The organism is Thiocapsa sp. (assembly GCF_022340925.1).
In the GTDB taxonomy this organism is placed as follows: Bacteria; Pseudomonadota; Gammaproteobacteria; order Chromatiales; family Chromatiaceae; genus Thiocapsa.
Genome location: NZ_JAJDNA010000039.1, coordinates 18,945 through 36,567, shown reverse-complemented (window position 1 = coordinate 36,567; position 17,623 = coordinate 18,945). Strand labels below are relative to the sequence as shown.

17 protein-coding genes are annotated in these 17,623 nt (G+C 64.7%); 7 read left to right on the top strand and 10 right to left on the bottom strand.

The annotated features are described in order from the left end of the window. The 8 genes from rseP to rpsB form a co-directional block, all read right to left on the bottom strand. Complete coding sequence (rseP, locus tag LJE61_RS05020; protein ID WP_296913854.1) at window positions 1-1,365, bottom strand: RIP metalloprotease RseP; 1,365 nt, start codon at window positions 1,363-1,365, stop codon at window positions 1-3. Between the two features lie 5 nt (window positions 1,366-1,370). Then, the gene (gene ispC / locus LJE61_RS05015) at window positions 1,371-2,558 is read right to left on the bottom strand and encodes a 1-deoxy-D-xylulose-5-phosphate reductoisomerase (protein WP_296913852.1); all 1,188 of its coding nucleotides are present in this window, start codon (window positions 2,556-2,558) and stop codon (window positions 1,371-1,373) included. Next, on the bottom strand, window positions 2,555-3,409 hold the full coding sequence (locus LJE61_RS05010; RefSeq protein ID WP_296913850.1) for a phosphatidate cytidylyltransferase: 855 nt from the start codon (window positions 3,407-3,409) through the stop codon (window positions 2,555-2,557). Before LJE61_RS05010 ends, ispC begins: the two co-directional genes overlap by 4 nt. Next, window positions 3,396-4,184, bottom strand: coding sequence for an undecaprenyl pyrophosphate synthase (gene uppS, locus LJE61_RS05005; protein ID WP_296917669.1), 789 nt, complete (start codon window positions 4,182-4,184; stop codon window positions 3,396-3,398). Before uppS ends, LJE61_RS05010 begins: the two co-directional genes overlap by 14 nt. A gap of 30 nt (window positions 4,185-4,214) precedes the next feature. Next, window positions 4,215-4,772: a ribosome recycling factor gene (frr, locus tag LJE61_RS05000; RefSeq protein ID WP_296913845.1), complete on the bottom strand. Its 558-nt coding sequence runs from the start codon at window positions 4,770-4,772 to the stop codon at window positions 4,215-4,217. Between the two features lies 1 nt (window position 4,773). After that, complete coding sequence (pyrH, locus tag LJE61_RS04995) at window positions 4,774-5,496, bottom strand: UMP kinase (protein ID WP_296913843.1); 723 nt, start codon at window positions 5,494-5,496, stop codon at window positions 4,774-4,776. Window positions 5,497-5,555: 59 nt separating this feature from the next. Then, the gene (gene tsf, locus LJE61_RS04990; RefSeq protein ID WP_296913841.1) at window positions 5,556-6,443 is read right to left on the bottom strand and encodes a translation elongation factor Ts; all 888 of its coding nucleotides are present in this window, start codon (window positions 6,441-6,443) and stop codon (window positions 5,556-5,558) included. 115 nt (window positions 6,444-6,558) lie between these two features. After that, the gene (gene rpsB, locus LJE61_RS04985; RefSeq protein WP_363306768.1) at window positions 6,559-7,314 is read right to left on the bottom strand and encodes a 30S ribosomal protein S2; all 756 of its coding nucleotides are present in this window, start codon (window positions 7,312-7,314) and stop codon (window positions 6,559-6,561) included. A gap of 434 nt (window positions 7,315-7,748) precedes the next feature. On the opposite strand from rpsB, the gene map reads away from it, so the two are divergent. From map to LJE61_RS04970, 3 genes are read left to right on the top strand one after another with little or no spacing between them, the layout of a single operon-like run. Beyond that, window positions 7,749-8,531 (top strand): type I methionyl aminopeptidase, encoded by a 783-nt coding sequence (map, locus tag LJE61_RS04980; protein ID WP_296913834.1) that lies wholly within the window; start codon window positions 7,749-7,751, stop codon window positions 8,529-8,531. Window positions 8,532-8,557: 26 nt separating this feature from the next. Then, window positions 8,558-11,194: a [protein-PII] uridylyltransferase gene (gene glnD, locus LJE61_RS04975; RefSeq protein WP_296917692.1), complete on the top strand. Its 2,637-nt coding sequence runs from the start codon at window positions 8,558-8,560 to the stop codon at window positions 11,192-11,194. Continuing rightward, on the top strand, window positions 11,181-11,726 hold the full coding sequence (locus LJE61_RS04970; protein ID WP_296913833.1) for a hypothetical protein: 546 nt from the start codon (window positions 11,181-11,183) through the stop codon (window positions 11,724-11,726). The genes glnD and LJE61_RS04970 overlap by 14 nt, the downstream gene beginning before the upstream one ends. Before the next feature lie 99 nt (window positions 11,727-11,825). On the opposite strand, the gene LJE61_RS04965 is transcribed toward LJE61_RS04970, so the two are convergent. Further along, window positions 11,826-12,206 (bottom strand): VOC family protein, encoded by a 381-nt coding sequence (locus tag LJE61_RS04965; RefSeq protein ID WP_296913829.1) that lies wholly within the window; start codon window positions 12,204-12,206, stop codon window positions 11,826-11,828. A gap of 236 nt (window positions 12,207-12,442) precedes the next feature. On the opposite strand from LJE61_RS04965, the gene dapC reads away from it, so the two are divergent. From dapC to dapE, 4 genes are all read left to right on the top strand, one after another. After that, entirely contained in the window at window positions 12,443-13,663 is a 1,221-nt protein-coding gene (gene dapC, locus LJE61_RS04960) for a succinyldiaminopimelate transaminase (protein WP_296917667.1), read from the top strand. Window positions 13,664-13,904: 241 nt separating this feature from the next. Beyond that, entirely contained in the window at window positions 13,905-14,726 is an 822-nt protein-coding gene (gene dapD / locus LJE61_RS04955; RefSeq protein ID WP_296913823.1) for a 2,3,4,5-tetrahydropyridine-2,6-dicarboxylate N-succinyltransferase, read from the top strand. A 195-nt stretch (window positions 14,727-14,921) separates the two neighbouring features. Next, complete coding sequence (locus LJE61_RS04950) at window positions 14,922-15,266, top strand: ArsC family reductase (RefSeq protein ID WP_296913820.1); 345 nt, start codon at window positions 14,922-14,924, stop codon at window positions 15,264-15,266. Next, a complete protein-coding gene (gene dapE / locus LJE61_RS04945) occupies window positions 15,266-16,405 on the top strand; it encodes a succinyl-diaminopimelate desuccinylase (RefSeq protein WP_296917665.1) in 1,140 nt (379 codons plus the stop codon). The genes LJE61_RS04950 and dapE overlap by 1 nt, the downstream gene beginning before the upstream one ends. A gap of 105 nt (window positions 16,406-16,510) precedes the next feature. Here dapE and mtnA read toward each other — a convergent pair whose 3' ends face one another. Beyond that, window positions 16,511-17,587 carry an S-methyl-5-thioribose-1-phosphate isomerase gene (gene mtnA / locus LJE61_RS04940; RefSeq protein WP_296913814.1) on the bottom strand — a complete coding sequence of 359 codons (1,077 nt, stop codon included), beginning with the start codon at window positions 17,585-17,587 and terminating at the stop codon, window positions 16,511-16,513. Window positions 17,588-17,623 lie beyond the last annotated feature (36 nt).

Sequence of the window (17,623 nt, the reverse complement as noted above, 5' to 3'; positions counted from 1 at the left end):
TTAGCCCAACAGTCGGGACAGATCCAGGTAAAATGCCAGCGTCATGAGTCCGGCCAGTAGGATCAGCCCAATCTTCTGCCCCTGGGCCTGCGCCGCTTCCGAGAGGGGGCTGCCTTTGACCCCCTCGATGAGGAAATACAGCAGGTGCCCACCATCCAGAACCGGAATGGGCAGGAGGTTGAGCACGCCCAGACTGATGCTGACGACCGCGAGGAACTTCACGAAGGAGTCGAGCCCGTGGCTCGCTGTCCGTCCGGCGGTCTCGGCGATCGTGATCGGGCCACTCAGGTTCTGGATTGAGGCCTGTCCGATCAGCATCCGACCGATCACACGCAGCGTCATCAGACTCATCTCGAACGTCTTGGCGACCGACCGCTCTACCGCCTCGATCGGCCCGTACCGGACCTCGACGCTGTATTGATCCAGCAAGCCTTCGGGCACGCTCACGCCAGCCCCGATGCGGCCGACTTCCCCGCCATCGTTCTTCACCGGTCGTGGGGTAATGCTCAGGCGAAGCTGCTCGCCGCCGTCGCGTTCGACATCGATCTCCAGGGTCTCGTTTGGATGCTCGCGGACCAGGCTCACCCAGTCCTGCCAGGTCTCGATCGGACGGCCATCCGCGGACAAGATCCGATCGCCCTGCCTAAGCCCGGACAACTCGGCCGGCTCGCCGGCGACGAGCTCCCCGATGACGGGCGGCAGAATCGGGCGCCGTGGCGCGAGACCGAGACGGCCGAGTAGATCGGGCTCTTCGGCCAGGCTACGAACCGCATCCGAAGAGATCCATCGCTCCAGCTCGCTGCCGGACTTGTCACGCACCCGTACCGCGAGCTCTCCACCGTCCAATGACTTTGCGATGAAGGTGAACAACGCCGTTTCCCAACTCCCCGCGTCCCGGTCGCCGATGCGGATCAACTCGTCGCCGACCTGGAAACCCGCCTGATCTGCGATCGATTGCGGGACGACCTCACCGACGACCGGCCTCAGGCCCGAATCACCGGCCATGAAGATGGCCCAGTAGGCCAGGATCGCGAATAGGAAGTTGAAGAGGGGACCGGCGACGACGATCGCCGAGCGCTTCCATAGGGCCTGACGGTTGAATGCAAGATGCAACTGCTCCGGAGGGACCGGTTCCTCGCGCTCATCGAGCATCTTCACGTAGCCGCCTAGCGGAAAGGCGGCGACCACATACTCAGTTGCGTCGGGACTACGCTGCCAGCGCAACAACGGCCGGCCGAATCCGATTGCGAAACGCAAGACCCTCACACCCAAACGCCGCGCCACCCAGAAGTGTCCGAGCTCGTGGACGGCGATCAGGATGGCGAGGGCGACCGTGAACGAAGCCAGCGTGAAGAGGATGTCCATCGCGCCTAGTTGACCCGCATTCGCACCAATTGTTCCGCGCGCTGGCGCGCCCGCCGATCGACTTCCAAAAGAAATGCCAGGTCTTGACCATCGACGGGCTCACTCGGCAAAGACTCGAGCGCCCCATCCACAATCGCAGCGATACCCGACAGGTCGATGCGTCGGTCGAGGAAGGCGGCCACGGCAACCTCGTTGGCCGCATTCAGGATCACCGGCGCGGTTCCACCTTGACGTGCTGCCTGAACGGCCAGCCCGAGACAAGGGAAACGCTCGAGATCCGGCTGCTCGAAGTCAAGATGAGCGACCTCAAAGAGATCAAGGGCGGCAACCCCCGCATCCAGACGACCTGGCCACCCGAGCGCATGGGCGATTGGCGTGCGCATGTCGGGATTCCCGAGCTGCGCCAGGACCGACCCGTCCTGGTACTGAACCAGTGAGTGGATCACACTTTGAGGGTGGACCACGACCTGGATGCGGTCGGTGTCCGTCCCGAATAGCCAGCAGGCCTCGATGACCTCCAGCCCCTTGTTCATCATGGTCGCCGAATCAACGGAGATCTTGCGCCCCATTGACCAGGTCGGATGGGCGCAGGCCTGCTCGGGTGTCACCAGCGCAAGGCGATCCAGGGGCCAGTCGCGCAGTGGCCCCCCGGACGCGGTCAGGAGGATTCGTTCCACCCCGACCGACGGCAGCCCCTCTGCGAAGTTTGGCGGAAGACATTGAAAAATGGCGTTGTGCTCACTGTCGATCGGCAGGAGCTCCGCGCCACTCTCGTCCATGGCGCGCATCAGCAAGGCACCGGCGACCACCAGAGATTCCTTGTTGGCAAGGAGCAGGCGCTTACCCGCACGCGCCGCCGCGAGCGTCGGCGGCAAGCCAGCCGCACCGACGATCGCCGCCATGACGTACTGGGCCTCCGGCATGGCAGCGACTTGGTCAAGGCCGCCAGCACCGGACAGGATCTCCGGGCACCCCGGCATGTCCGAGAGCAATGCGCGCAATTGCACTGCGGCGCCGGCATCCACCATGACCGCGACGTCGGGTTGGTGAAGGCGGCACTGCTCGGCCATGCGCCGGTAGTCGCGATTCGCGGTCAAGGCAACGACGCGAAAGCGGTCGCGATGGCGGTCAAGCACGTCGAGGGTGCTGACACCGACGGAGCCGGTCGAGCCGAGTACGGTTACGCCGATCACGCTGCCGCCCCAATCAAGACGATGCCCAAGGAAAAGACCGGCGCGGCAGCCGTTAGGCTGTCGATTCGATCGAGTAAGCCGCCGTGGCCCGGAAGCAGCTGTCCCGAGTCCTTGAGGCCGCGGCGACGCTTGAGAAGGCTCTCATACAGGTCCCCGACCACGGACATCAGAACCGACACACCGCAGACCAGCAGGATGAGCAAGGTCGCGCCCGAGCTTGCAGACTGTGTCCAGGCGAAGATCAGGGCGCAGATACCCGCCCCGACCATTGCCCCGTAGACGCCAATACGCGTCTTGCCAGGACTCAGTGCCGGCGCCAGCTTCGCCCTCCCGCCGCCCCAAGCGCGTCCAACAAAATACGCCATCGAGTCGGCGGTCCACATCAGGAACATCAGAAACAGCACCAAGCCGGCTCCGATGCGCGGCAGGGCGTGGAGATGCACCAAGGCTGCCCAAAGGCCAACGAGGACGAGCAATCCGATGGGCAGCAAGGATACCTGCAAACCCTCGACACGCGCGATCGTCCTGATCCCCAGCAGCCTGATCCCTTGGATCACCCACCAGACCGCGCTGAGTCCGACCAACAAGACTTGCCCCTGCGGCCATTGCCAGAGCAGCGCCATCGCCGACAGCATCGCCGCGAGATACGCGATCCGTGTGACCGGCTTCGACAGCCCGGCCAGCGCAGACCATTCCCAAGCGGCGACGAGCAACACACCCGATAACAGGACCGCAAGTCCCTGGGTAGGCAGCCAAAGGACGGCTGCGATGACGAGCGGCACCAGCGAGAGCGCCGTGACAGTCCGACGCTTGAGTGTCCCGTTGGCCCGCCAAGCCTCAACCCCGCCCATACAAGCTCACCACACTCGTGGCTTCGACCTGCTCGCTGATCCGACCAAACCGTCGCTGCCGCCGCGCGAAGTCATCCAAGGCCTGCGCGAAGGCGGCCGCGTCGAAATCGGGCCATAACAGCTTGGTGAAATAGAGCTCGGCATAGGCGGACTGCCAAAGCACAAAATTACTCAGACGCTGCTCCCCCCCCGTTCGGATGAACAGGTCGGGCTCCGGCAGGTCGGGAAAAGACAAGCGCCGCGCAATCGACTGCTCATCGATTGCACGCGGATCGAGCAGCCCGCTTTGGACATCCGCGACCAGCTGGCGGGCGGCCTGGGTGATGTCCCAACGGCCGCCGTAGTTCGCCGCGACCTGGAGATTGAGGGTGCGGTTTCCTGCTGTCAGCTCTTCCGCTTCGGTGATTCGCCGCTGGAGCTTCTCCGGAAATGCACGGCGTTCCCCGATGATGCGCAGGCGCACGTCGTTCTCGTGCAGGCGCCGCACCTCGCCCCGGAGAGCGCTCATGAAGAGCTCCATGAGGATATTGACCTCGGAACGGGGGCGCTGCCAGTTCTCACTGCTGAACGCGAAGAGCGTTAGCGTGCCCACGCCGCGGCGCACGCTTTCCTCAACGACCGCACGGACGCTCTTGACGCCTTCGCGGTGGCCAGCCGTGCGGGGACGGTCCCGCTGCTTGGCCCAGCGGCCGTTGCCATCCATGATGATTGCGACATGACGAGGAACGGATGGATCCGACTCGGTCGCGTCGACGGCGGGCGTTGCAATTTCCACGTTCACGGCATCCGGGATTGCCAGCCCGTCTCAAATCGACATCAGGTCAGCTTCCTTCTCCGCCAGCACCGAGTCGACGTCTTTGATGTACTGGTCCGTCAGCTTTTGCACGAGGTCCTGCCCGCGGCGCTCAGCGTCCTCGGAGATCAGCTTCTCCTTCACCAGCTCCTTGAGCTCGTGATTGGCGTCACGGCGAATGTTGCGGACGGCCACCCGCGCGAGCTCGGCCTCGTTGCGCGCTACCTTGATCAAATCCCGGCGACGCTCCTCGGTCAGGGCGGGCATGGGTACGCGAATCACCGTTCCTGCGGTATTGGGATTCAGCCCCAGATCCGACTGCATGATGGCTTTCTCGACGGCCTGCACCATGTTCCGCTCCCAGGGCGTGACGGCGAGTGTGCGCGCATCCTCGGCGCTGACATTCGCGACCTGTCGAATCGGCACCTCGGAGCCGTAGTAGGAGACCATCACGTGGTCAAGCAGCGACGGGTGGGCGCGACCCGTGCGGATCTTCGCCAGCTCATGGGTCAGTGCTTCGACACTCTTGGCCATGCGCTCCGCTGCATCCTTCTTGATGTCGTCGATCATTTCAGTCCCCGCTCGCAACCAGCGACCCGACGTCTTCCCCGCGGATCAACCGCAGCAGGGCGCCGGGCTCGTTGATGTTCATTACACGCAGTGGCATGCCATGGTCCCGACAGAGCACGATCGCCGTGGTGTCCATGACCTGAAGACCTTCACGCAGCGCGCGATCATAACTGATGCGCGGGTAGAAGGTCGCGGCGGGGTCGACCACCGGGTCGGACGAATAGATCCCGTCGACCTTCGTGGCTTTGATGAGGATCTCTGCGCCGATCTCGATTGCGCGAAGACTGGCCGCCGAATCCGTCGTGAAAAAGGGGTTCCCGGTCCCTGCGGCGAAGACGACCACCCTCCCCTTGTCGAGATGGCGCATTGCCCGTCGACGGATGTAATCCTCACACACCTGATTGACCTTGAGGGCGGACATCACGCGGGTTGCCACACCCAATCGCTCGAGCGCGTCCTGCATGGCGAGGGCGTTCATCACCGTCGCCAGCATCCCCATCTGGTCGCCAGTCACCCGGTCCATCCCTTTGGCAGCAAGTGCCGCCCCACGAAAGATGTTGCCGCCGCCGATCACCAGCGCCAACTGGACCCCCGCGGCCGCGAGATCACGCATGTCGGCGGCGAATCGCTCCAGGATCTCCGGATCGATGCCGTGCGATTCCGAGCCGACCAATGCCTCCCCGCTAAGCTTGAGAAGGATGCGTCGATAGACAGGGGCCGGCATGGCGGGATGACCTCATCTGGGGCGGGTTCGGTGAAGGCTGCGAGAGGATAACCCAATCGTCAGCTCGCGCGAACCTGTGCCATCACTTCCTCGGCAAAGTTTTCACTCTTCCGCTCGATGCCCTCGCCAACCTCGAAGCGAGCAAAGTGGTTGACCTTGGCACCGGCTCGCTGCAGGAGCTTCTCGACCGAGACGTCCGGATCCTTGACGAAGGCTTGGCCGAGAAGGGTAACCTCTTCCATGAACTTGCGCACCCGCCCTTCGATGATCTTGTCGACAATCGCCTCGGGTTTGCCGCTGTCGAGCGCCTGCGCCCTGAAGATCTCGCGCTCTTTCGCGAGCGTCTCGGCGGGCACTTCGTCCGCCCCGACGCAGAGCGGACTGCTTGCGGCAATATGCATCGCAACGTCCCGACCGAGCACATCGTCTCCGCCACTCATGTCCACGACGACGCCAATACGAACGCCGTGGCGGTAGCTGTAGAGCCCCCCCTCGACCTGATCGAAGCGGACGAGGCGGCGCACCTGGACGTTTTCGCCGATCTTGGCGATCAATGCCTCGCGCGCCTGATCAACGATCGTCTGCGGATCATCGACCAGCGCCGCGGCGGCCAGCCCGGCGGCATCAGACGCATCGCCGGCCAGTGCGGTCTCCGCCACGCGTTGCGCGAAACCAAGGAAATTGGCGTCCTTCGCGACGAAGTCCGTCTCGCAGTTGATCTCCACCATCACACCGCGCTTGCCGTCCCCGGCAATCTCGATCATCACAACCCCTTCCGCCGCGGTGCGCCCGGATTTCTTGGCCGCCTTCGCCTGACCGGCCTTGCGCATCGCCTCGATGGCAGCCTCGATGTCGCCGCCGGCGTCGACGAGCGCCTTCTTGCATTCCATCATTCCGGCGCCGGTCCGCTCTCGCAGCTCCTTCACCAATGCCGCTGAAATCGCCATTCTGTGATTCCTCCGTCCCGCACGGGACGAGCTTGGGTTGTCTGAATGAAATGCCGGTGGTCCCCGAGCAATCGAGGACCAAGCGTCAAGCGGGGGGCGCCGGGATCCGGACGCGCTACTCGGTCTCGAGGGCGGGATCCGCGACGGGATCGCCTTCGGCGGGGGGAGCGATGAAGGTGTCGTCGCGCCCCACCGCCGCGGCCGCCGTGCGGCGTCCGTCAAGGATTGCGTCGGCCGCGCCGCTGATATAGAGCTTCACGGCGCGGGTCGCGTCGTCGTTGCCCGGGATCACGTAATCGACCTTGGATGGGTCGTTGTTGGTGTCGACCACCCCGACCACCGGGATGCCGAGCTTATTGGCCTCTGTGACGGCGATCTTCTCGTGACCGACATCGATCACGAACATCGCGTCGGGCAGTCCGTCCATGTTCTTGATGCCCCCCAGGCTCTGCTCTAGTTTGGCGCGCTCCCGCGAGAGGCCGAGCGCCTCCTTCTTGTTGAAACGCTCGATGGTCCCCTCCTCGAACATCGCCTCGAGCTCCTTGAGGCGCTTAACCGACTGGCGAATCGTCTTGAAGTTCGTCAGCATGCCGCCGAGCCAGCGATGATTGACGTAGGGCATCCCACAACGTGTCGCCTCTTCCCGAATGGCCTCGCGCGCGGCGCGCTTGGTGCCGACGAAGAGGATTCGACCGCCATTGGCGGCCAGCGTACCCATGAAATTCACCGCGTCCTGATACAGCGGCAATGTCTTTTCAAGGTTGACGATATGAATCTTGTTGCGCTGGCCGAAGATGAAGGCACCCATCTTGGGATTCCAATATCGAGTCTGGTGCCCAAAATGGACGCCTGCCTCCAGCATCTGCCGCATCGATACATCACTCACGTTTTCACTTCCTCTATCAGGGTTGAGCCTCCACGCATCCCAGGCGGCGACCTGAAATAGGCACCCGGCCGTCTGTGTCGATACGTGTGTGGACGATTCCCGGTCCCCGGTCGGGACGGGTATGGATCTTCGGTCACCTGGACCGGGTCTCACGAGCACAGGCGCGCGACGGAGCCATGCTCCCCCGGCAGGCGGCTGCGTCGATCAAGCCCCTGACCTGCCGTGAACGCAGGCAACGCGAACGATCTGCATCTTTCGCTTGGTTGGGACGATACTCTGGCCCGGCTTAGCGAGTACCGTCCGGCGGGGGGGATTTGCGACACAACGCTTGGTTTTATACCATAATCGTTTGCTCACGGGCAAACAGCTCAAGCCCTTCTGTGAGATCCGGAACCGATGTTGAGACAGCGACGCGCGCGATGAGTGTGCCCATCAAAACGCCCGAGGCCATCGCAAAGATGCGCGTCGCCGGTCGCCTGGCCGCTGACGTCCTCAAGATGATCGAGCCGTATATTCAACCGGGCGTCACCACCGACGAGCTTGATCGCATCTGCCACGATTACATCACCCGCGTCCAGGGCGCGATCCCGGCACCTCTCAACTACCGCGGCTTCCCGAAATCGATCTGCACGTCGGTCAATCACCAGGTCTGCCACGGGATCCCGGGAAACAAGCGGCTCAAGAAGGGCGACATCGTCAACATCGATATCACCGTCATCAAGGACGGGTATCACGGCGACACCAGCAAGATGTTTTTCGTCGGGGAGCCCAGCGTCCTGGCCCGCCGGCTGGTGTCCGTCACGCAGCAAGCCATGCGGCTCGGCATCGCGGAGGTCCGTCCGGGCGCGACCCTCGGGGACATTGGGCACGCCATTCAGCGGTTCGTCGAGGCGCAGGGCTGCTCGGTCGTCCGTGAGTATTGTGGACACGGGATCGGCCAGGACTTCCACGAGGAGCCGCAGGTCCTGCACTACGGCAAGCCCGGGGAGGGTCTGGCCCTGAAGGCCGGGATGTGTTTCACGGTCGAGCCCATGGTCAATGCCGGTAAGCGTTTCATCAAGCTGCTCCCCGACGGCTGGACGGTCGTCACCAAGGACCGGAGCCTCTCGGCGCAATGGGAGCACACCGTGCTGGTCACCGAGGACGGCCACGAGATCCTGACGTTACGCGACGAGGAGCGCAACATCCTCGCCGAGCCATGATCGAGGCCTCGCATCTGCGCGACCGGATGCCCGAGCCCCGCGGCTCCGTCGGGCGCGGCCACGACCCATCGCTGTTGTCCGGCTGGAAAGAACGCCTCAGAGCCGGCCGTGACAGCATCTTTGCGGAATTTGACGCGGGGGCCCCAGTCGGGGCCCTGGTTCTCGCGCGCAGTCAGCTGATCGACGAGGTGCTGCGCGAGGTCTGGCGCTACGCGCTCGGCGACACCGGCGACGCTGCACTGGTCGCCGTCGGCGGTTACGGCCGGCAGGAGCTTCATCCCGCTTCCGATGTCGACATCCTGGTGATCGTCGAGGCCGACGCCGCTGCGCGGCTCGCCCCACCCTTGGAGCGTCTGGTGACCTGTCTCTGGGACGTCGGCCTCGAGGTCGGACACAGCGTTCGCACGCCCGAGGAATGCGCCCGCGAGGCGGCGGACGACGTCACAATCATGACCAACCTGATGGAGGCGCGACTGATCATCGGGAGCACCGCGCTATTCCGTCGGATGCGCGCAGCGACCGCCCCCGGGCGAATCTGGAACAGCGAGCACTTCCTCGCCGCCAAAACGCTGGAGCAACGCAATCGCTGGCACAAATATGGCGGCACCGCCTACAACCTCGAGCCGAACATCAAGGAGAACCCAGGGGGCCTGCGAGACATCCAGATGATTGGCTGGGTCGCCAAGCGCCATTTCGATGCCGAGACCTTGCATGACTTGGTGGGATACGGATTTCTCACCGACTCCGAGTATGCCGCCTTGATCGAGGGGGAAACGCTCCTTTGGCGGATCCGGTTCTCGCTCCATCGCATCGCCGGTCGGCGTGAAGACCGCTTGCTATTCGACTACCAGCGCACCCTCGCCAAGCAGCTGGGCTTTCAAGACGGAGAAAACAACCTCGCCGTCGAGCAGTTCATGCAGCAGTACTATCGGACGGTTCAAGAGCTCAACCGGCTCAACGAGATGCTGCTTCAGCTGTTCCGCGAGGCCATCCTCCTGCACGACGACGTCGGCCCACCCGTCCCCATCAACAGGCGATTTCAGTCGCGCAGCGGTTACCTTGAGGTCACCTCCTCGAGCGTCTTCAAGCGCTATCCGATCGCACTCCTTGAGGTGTTTCACATCCTCCAGCTCCATCCGGAGCTCGCAGGCGTCCGGGCGAGCACGATCCGGCTGATCCGTGAGAACCGCCACAGAATCGACGCGGCCTTCCGCGCCGATCTGCGGGCGCGCAGCCTGTTCATGGAGATCTTTCGCTATCCGAGCGGACTGACCCATGCGTTACGGCGGATGAACCGTTACGGGGTCCTCGCCGCCTACATCCCGGCCTTCGCGAACATCGTCGGTCGCATGCAATACGACCTGCTCCACGTCTACACGGTCGACGAGCACACCCTGACGCTCCTGCGTAACCTGCGTCGTTTCACCATCGCGAAGCACGACGACGAGTTCCCTCTCAGCAGCGCGATCGCGAGACGCATCCCGAAGCTCGAGCTTCTGTATCTCGCCGGTCTCTTCCACGATATCGCCAAAGGTCGCGGTGGTGATCACTCGGTCCTCGGTGCTCGTGACGCCTGGGACTTCTGCCGACTGCACGGACTTCCGGAGTTCGACAGCCGGCTCGTCGCCTGGTTGGTCGAGCGGCACTTGTTGATGTCGATGACCGCTCAGCGCAAGGACATCAGCGACCCGGAGGTGATCCAAGCCTTCGCCGCCATCGTCGGCGATCCGACGCGACTCGACTACCTCTATCTGCTCACGGTCGCAGATGCCAGGGCAACCAACCCCGAGCGCTGGAACAGCTGGCAGGACGCACTCTTGCGCGAGCTCTATCACAGCGCCCGCCGAGCCCTGCAGCGCGGCCTCGATAATCCCCAAGCACAAGAAGAGCTCATCGAGCAGAAACAGACCGAGGCGAGACGTCTCGTGGCTCGCTACGGTGGCGATCCCACCGCCTGCGACGCGCTCTGGCGGAAGTTCAGCTTGGATCTCTTCCTGCACAACTCGCCGGACGAGATCGCCTGGCAGACCCGTCAGATCATCGCCTGCGAGTCCGCGCGACTCCCCCTCGTGGTGATTCGTCCGGTGACCGCGCGAGGCGGCACCGAGATATTCATCTACACGACCGACCGGGCCGACCTGTTCGGACGCACGACGGCGCTGTTGGATCAGATGGGTCTCAGCATCATGGATGCGCGAATCATGACCAACCACGACGGGATGGCGGTCAATACCTATCAGGTGCTGGACCGGGACGGCAACCCGGTGCACGACCCGCTGCACATGGAAGAGATTCGGACCGCCCTCGTCGCCAACCTGGCCGACACGGCCAGCGCGGGGATTCAGGTCGCGCGGTCGATGCCTCGGCGCCATCGGTACTTTCCGACCGAGACCCGGGTCAGCTTCGCCCCGGACGAGCCGAACCGACGCACGGTCATGCGGCTCACGACCCTTGATCGCCCAGGGCTTCTCGCAGAGGTCGGAGCCGTCTTTCGGGATTGTGGCATCCGGCTGCAGAACGCCAAGATCGCCACCGTCGGTGCCGAGGTGGACGACGTGTTTTTCATCACCAATGAGGATGACACCCCAATCACTTGCGAAACCGCATTGGCCTGCCTGCGACGCGAGATACACGATCGACTGGAAGGCAATGCCGCACATTGAGCAGCCGTCCGGTCGCGGCGCGCCTACCGCCTCGGGCTTTGCGGCGCCACGCCTTCTCGTCCTGATCCTTGGGCTGATGCCGATCCATGCCGTGTCCCCCGCCGGGGAGATCCCCGAGGCGCCGGCTCAAACGGAGGTCCCGGTCTACAGTGAGCGCAGCGCAGCGGAGGATCCGACGCTTTGGCTCGACGAGGTTCGCGCACAGCGTCGGGCCTGGGAGGAACGACGTGACGCCGCTCGCAGCGCCTTCGAGGCTCGGCGACGTGCCAACAACCCCTGGGGCGCCGCGCAGCAAGAGGCATGGGATGCGGAAGCGCAGCGCAGACGCACCGCGCGCATCGAACGTATGGATCAGGAGCGCGACCTCTTCCGCAGCCTCGGACCTGGCCAGCCGCCCTTCCTCTGGCCCGGTGCCGCACCCTTCGCAGCCGAGCCTGGCAGAGGCCCGGAGTCTCCTCCCGGAGCCCCTCCCGAGGAGCCCCTTTTCGCCCCGCCCGGCTGGGACAATCATTGGTATTTCCGAGGCTTTTGAACCTCGATCCGGACGATCGGCACAGCCACCCGACTGGGGAAATCGACTGTCCGAATGCCGCGCTGATTGAGCGGCCATGAACGGGCCCTCATGGGCATCTCATAGCCCCCCCTCGATCAGCTCGAGTGCGTTGCCGTCCGGATCCCGGCAGAAGACCGCGCGCCGTCCTGACCGGCTGACTGTGTAGGGCAGGCCTGCGGCACGGAGTCGCGCGGTGAGTGCATCCAGGTGGCTGACCCGCATCGCCAGATGCCGATCGCGCCCACCGTGGGCCGGGCGTCCCTCGATCGGGTCCGGGTTGGGGAGCTCGAGCAGGTGGATCTGTTGGTCTCCGACCCGCAGCCAGGCCCCAGGGAAAGGTAAATCAGGTCGCTCGACCATGACCTCGAGGCCCAGGATTCCGTTGTAGAAATCAAGCGCCCGCCGGGTCTCGGCGACGATCAGACTGACATGATGGATGGCGTGGACCTGTGGTGACATTGGACGCTCCTCCTCGTGGAGCCAGCCGGGCCGTTCGCATATACTAACGGCCCGTTTCAACAACGTTTGCATGCTCAGGGCCCCCAAACCCGGCAAGGCGAGACGCGCTTCGCGATCAGAACCACGCAACCAGCCATCCTGCGGTCGGCCGGAATCCTCAAGCTCGGGGCTTCGTGCACTGCGGCCTCAGACCAAGGATTTCAAACGGCCGCTGACCGCTCTCTCAGGATCACTCGATGAATCCGGACTTGGGGCGCCTACAGCCTTATCCTTTCGAAAAACTCGCCGCCCTCAAGCAGGGCCTCCGTCCGCCGCTCGATCGTCACCATATCGCACTCTCCATCGGCGAGCCCAAGCATCCGACGCCGCGGCTGATCACGGATGCATTGATCGCGGATCTGCACCAACTGGCCGTCTATCCGAACACCCGCGGGCTTCCGACCCTGCGTGAGCGCATCGCGATCTGGCTCAGGTCGCGATTCGGACTCGGCAGCGCCGATTCGACGCGCCCCGATGCCCTCGGCATCGACCCGGAGAGACAGATCCTGCCGGTCAACGGGACCCGTGAGGCGCTCTTCGCCTTCGCCCAGGCGGTCGTCGACCGCACACGCGAGGCGCTGGTCCTGATGCCGAATCCTTTCTACCAGATCTACGAAGGCGCCGCGCTGCTCGCGGGGGCACAGCCGTATTACCTGGCCTGCGAGGCGGGGAATGACTTCATTCCGGACTTCGAGGCGGTGGACAACGCCACCTGGCAGGCCTGCCAGCTGGTGTATATCTGCTCGCCGGGCAATCCCACCGGCGCCCTGTTCGACCGGTCGACCTACGCCCGGCTCATCGAGCTGGCCCATCGCCACGACTTCGTCATCGCCTCGGACGAATGCTATTCCGAGCTTTATCTGGACGAATTCAACCCGCCCCTCGGACTGCTCCAGGTCGCAGCGGCCATCGGGAACCATGCATTCAGCCGCTGCATCGCCTTCCACAGCCTGTCGAAACGCTCCAACGCGCCGGGCCTGCGCTCCGGATTCGTCGCCGGCGACGCGGAGCTGATCGAACGGTTCTTCGCCTATCGAACCTATCACGGCTGCGCGATGCCCCTGCCCCACCAACAGGCAAGCATCGCCGCCTGGGGCGACGAGACCCACGTGATCGAGAACCGGCGGCTCTATCGCGAGAAGTTCCGCGCGGTCCTGGAGATCCTTGGGAGCACACTGCCGGTCACGTCGCCGAAGGCCGGCTTCTATCTCTGGCCGCAGACCCCGATTCCTGATACCGAGCTCGCTGCGCGCCTCTATGCCGAGGAGAACGTGACGGTCCTGCCGGGGCGCTTCTTGTCCAGAAGGGTCGGCAACCTCGACCCCGGCGAGAATCGAATCCGCCTGGCCCTGGTCCCACCGTTTGACGACTGCGTGGATGCGGCCCGCCGCATACGGAGCTGTCTGCAGCGCCTTTAGGGGGTGGATCCTCATGTTGAGCCCACGAGCCAGTTTGGCGGCGAAGGCCGGATATCCGAGGACGCGAATTCGACTTCCATCCCGATTGCGTCCTGCGATGTCCCGTCAACACAGCGTCGCCGCGAGCTTACGACCACAGTGCCGGGGGGGTGGAGGAAATCCGGGGCTTCAATGCGTCGGATAATCCATGTCCGATGGGTATAGAATCGGGGGCTTCAAAACGATGGGTAGAGAACAAGTCATGACCGACCAGCAAGCCATCATCGAAGAGGCCTTCGAGCGACGTGCCGAGATTACGCCGCGCACGGTCGAGACCCGCGTGCGCGATGCCGTTCAGGACACGATCGAGCGGCTCGACTGTGGTGAGCTGAGGGTTGCCGAGCGACGCAATGGCGACTGGACCGTCAACGACTGGCTTAAGAAGGCCGTTCTACTGTCGTTCCGGATCGAGGACAACTGGTTCATCAAGGGTGGGTTCACCAACTACTACGACAAGGTGCCATCCAAGTACGCCGACACGAGCTCCCGCGAGTTCCGGGATGGCGGCGTACGCGTCGTGCCCCCTGCCACGGCCCGCAAAGGCGCCTATATCGCGCCCAGCTGCGTGCTCATGCCCTCGTATGTGAACATCGGCGCCTATGTCGACTCGGGCACCATGGTCGACACCTGGGCGACGGTCGGCTCCTGTGCCCAGATCGGCAAGAACGTGCACCTCTCCGGCGGGGTCGGGATCGGGGGCGTCCTGGAACCCGTCCAGGCGGCCCCGACCATCATCGAGGACAATTGCTTCATCGGCGCGCGCTCAGAGATCGTCGAAGGGGTCATCGTCGGCGAAGGTGCCGTGATTTCCATGGGGGTCTATATCGGTCAGAGCACCAAGATCTACAACCGCGCGACCGGCGAGACCCTCTTCGGTCGGGTCCCGGCCGGGGCCGTGGTCGTACCCGGGAGCCTTCCGTCGAAGGACGGGACCCACAGTCTCTATTGCGCCGTCATCATCAAGCAGGTCGACGAGAAGACCCGCGGGAAGGTCGGCATCAACGAGTTGCTGCGCGACATCTGAACCGCACCCAGAGCGAAAACCGAGGCTGCATCAGGGCCCACCCATGACGACACCAACGGCATTCGGTCTGGCGCTGCTTGACCGAACGAAGAGATCGGAGCATCTCAAACGCGTCTCCTGCGCCGGTCACGGGGTCACACGAAGCCGAGCCCGCTCGCAGACAACGAGCCCCGTGCCGGACACGGTTCAGCCGGGATGATGGTTCTCTATGGCATCGGCAACTGCGACACCGTGAAAAAGGCACGTGCTTGGCTCGACGCACGCGGGATCGACTACCGATTTCACGACTACAAACGCGAGGGCATCGACGAGAGCCGACTGCGTGCGTGGGTGGAGGAGCTCGGCTGGGAGGCGCTCCTGAATCGGCGGGGCACGACCTGGCGCAAGTTGCCCGAAGCCCGACGCGCGCACATCGATGCAGACGCGGCGATCCGGATCATGCTGGAGACCCCATCGATCATCCGCCGCCCGCTCCTCGACACGGGTCGGGTCCGACATGCGGGTTTCTCGGAGACAGACTACGAGAGGCTGCTCGGCTGATGTCCACGTCGCCCACGCTCGCCCTGGCGCGCGAGTTGATCCGCCGCCCCTCCGTCACGCCCGCCGACGAGGGTTGCCAGGACCTCATGGGCGAGCATCTCGCAGCCATCGGCTTTCGCAACGAGCGCATGTGCTTCGGTGAGGTCACGAACCTCTGGGCTCGCCGCGGCGACGAACGGCCGCTCTTCTGCTTCGCAGGCCACACCGACGTGGTTCCGGCCGGTCCGATGGAGGAGTGGGTCTCGAGCCCCTTCGAGCCAGCCGTCCGCGGCGGCCGTCTATTCGGTCGGGGCGCCTGCGACATGAAGGGCTCGCTGGCCGCCATGGTCACGGCCGTCGAGGCGTTCGTCGCCGAGCATCCCGACCACCGAGGCTCCATCGCCTTCCTGATCACAAGCGACGAGGAAGGGCCTGCCGTAGACGGAACCCGCCGGGTCGTGGAACGATTGCGGCAACGTGGGGAAACGATCGACTATGCGCTGGTCGGTGAGCCCTCCGCGCGCGAGCGCCTGGGCGACGTCATCAAGAACGGGCGGCGGGGGAGTCTGAACGGGACCCTCAAGGTCCATGGCAAACAGGGTCATGTCGCTTACCCGCAGCTTGCGCGCAACCCCTTCCATGCCTGCGTCGGCGCCCTCGCGGCACTGTGCAGCGAGGTCTGGGACCAGGGCAACGCGCATTTCCCGCCGACGAGCTTCCAGATCGCCAACCTCCGCATGGGCACGGGCGCCGAGAACGTCATTCCAGGTCGGCTTGAAGCCCAATTCAACCTCCGCTTCTCCACCGAGCTGGACCCGGAGACCATCCAGGCGCGCGTGCGGCGGATCCTCGACGCGGGCGATTTCGATTATGACCTGGACTGGCGACTGTCGGGCAACCCGTTTCTGACGCCGGCGGGTGAGCTGGTGGCTGCCGCCCGCGAGGCGATCGCCGCAGTCACTGGAGTCGAGGCGCGCCTCTCCACGAACGGCGGCACCTCCGATGGGCGCTTTATCGCGCCGATGGGCGCACAGATCATCGAGCTGGGTCCGGTCAATAAGACCATCCACCAGGTCAACGAGTGCGTCGGTGTCGCCGAGCTCGATGACCTCTCCCGCATCTATGCGGGCATCCTGGATCGTCTGTTGGCGCAGGCTTGAACCGAGGAGAAGCCGGGAACGACCACCGGGCACGCGACGTCGGACGGGTGAACCTGTGTCGGTGCATGGAGAGCTGGGCAAGGTCGGCGCAACCCGTCCCCGAGCTCACGGGTCCTGCGATCCGGCCTCGCCCATGAGAGCCCGCATCTTCTCGACCGTCGGGGACATCACCACGCCGCGCTCGGTCACGATGGCATCGACCAGGGAGGCCGGAGTCACGTCGAAGACCGGATTGCGGGCGGCGCACCCGTCGGGGGCAAGACGCCGGTCCGCGCAGCCCAGCAGCTCATCTGGGTCACGTTCCTCGATCGGGATCTCGGCACCGGTGGACATCGCCATGTCCACCGTCGAGGTGGGCGCCGCAACCATGAAGCGGATCCCGTGGTGCCTCGCCAGAACCGCCAGTCCGTAAGTCCCGATCTTGTTGGCCACGTCCCCGTTCGCGGCGATTCGATCCGACCCCACGACCACCCAGCCGACCGATCCGCCTGCCATCAGGCTCGCCGCCGCACCGTCCGCCTGCAAGGTCACGGGGATACCGTCCTGCATCAGCTCCCATGCGGTGAGACGCGCCCCCTGCATCCAGGGCCGCGTCTCGTCCGCATAGACACGCCGGACCTTACCGGCCGCAAAGGCACTGCGGATCACGCCGAGTGCCGTCCCGTAGCCGCCCGTTGCAATCGCCCCGGCGTTGCAATGGGTGATGATATCGGTGGGGCCCTCGATCAGCTCCGCGCCCAGATCGCCGAGCCGGCGGTTCGCAGCCCGGTCCTCGGCGTGGATCGCAAGCGCCTCCTCGATCAGGGCCGGGAAGGGGTCGCGCGCGTCCAGCTCGGCGATCAGCCCGCGCATCCGGCGGATCGCCCAGAAGAGATTGACCGCGGTCGGTCGCGAGGCGGCCAGCCGCTCGAGGTCGGACTCGACCATCGCCTTCCAGGCAGGACCGGCCGCGGCATAGGCATCCCGCCCCGCCAGCGCCACACCATAGGCCGCTGCAACCCCGATGGCGGGGGCGCCCCGCACCACCATGGCGCGGATCGCCTCGGCAACCGCACCGGCGCTGTCCAGGCGCAGGAATTCGGCACGCTGCGGGAGTCCGCGCTGGTCCGCGAGATACAGGGCGCCCTGGTGCCAGAGCGCTGCGTCGTCCGGGGTCGGGACCATGGGGATTCTGGTTTCCATCGTGGCCTCCTTATGGCATGTTCCCGTCATTGTCAC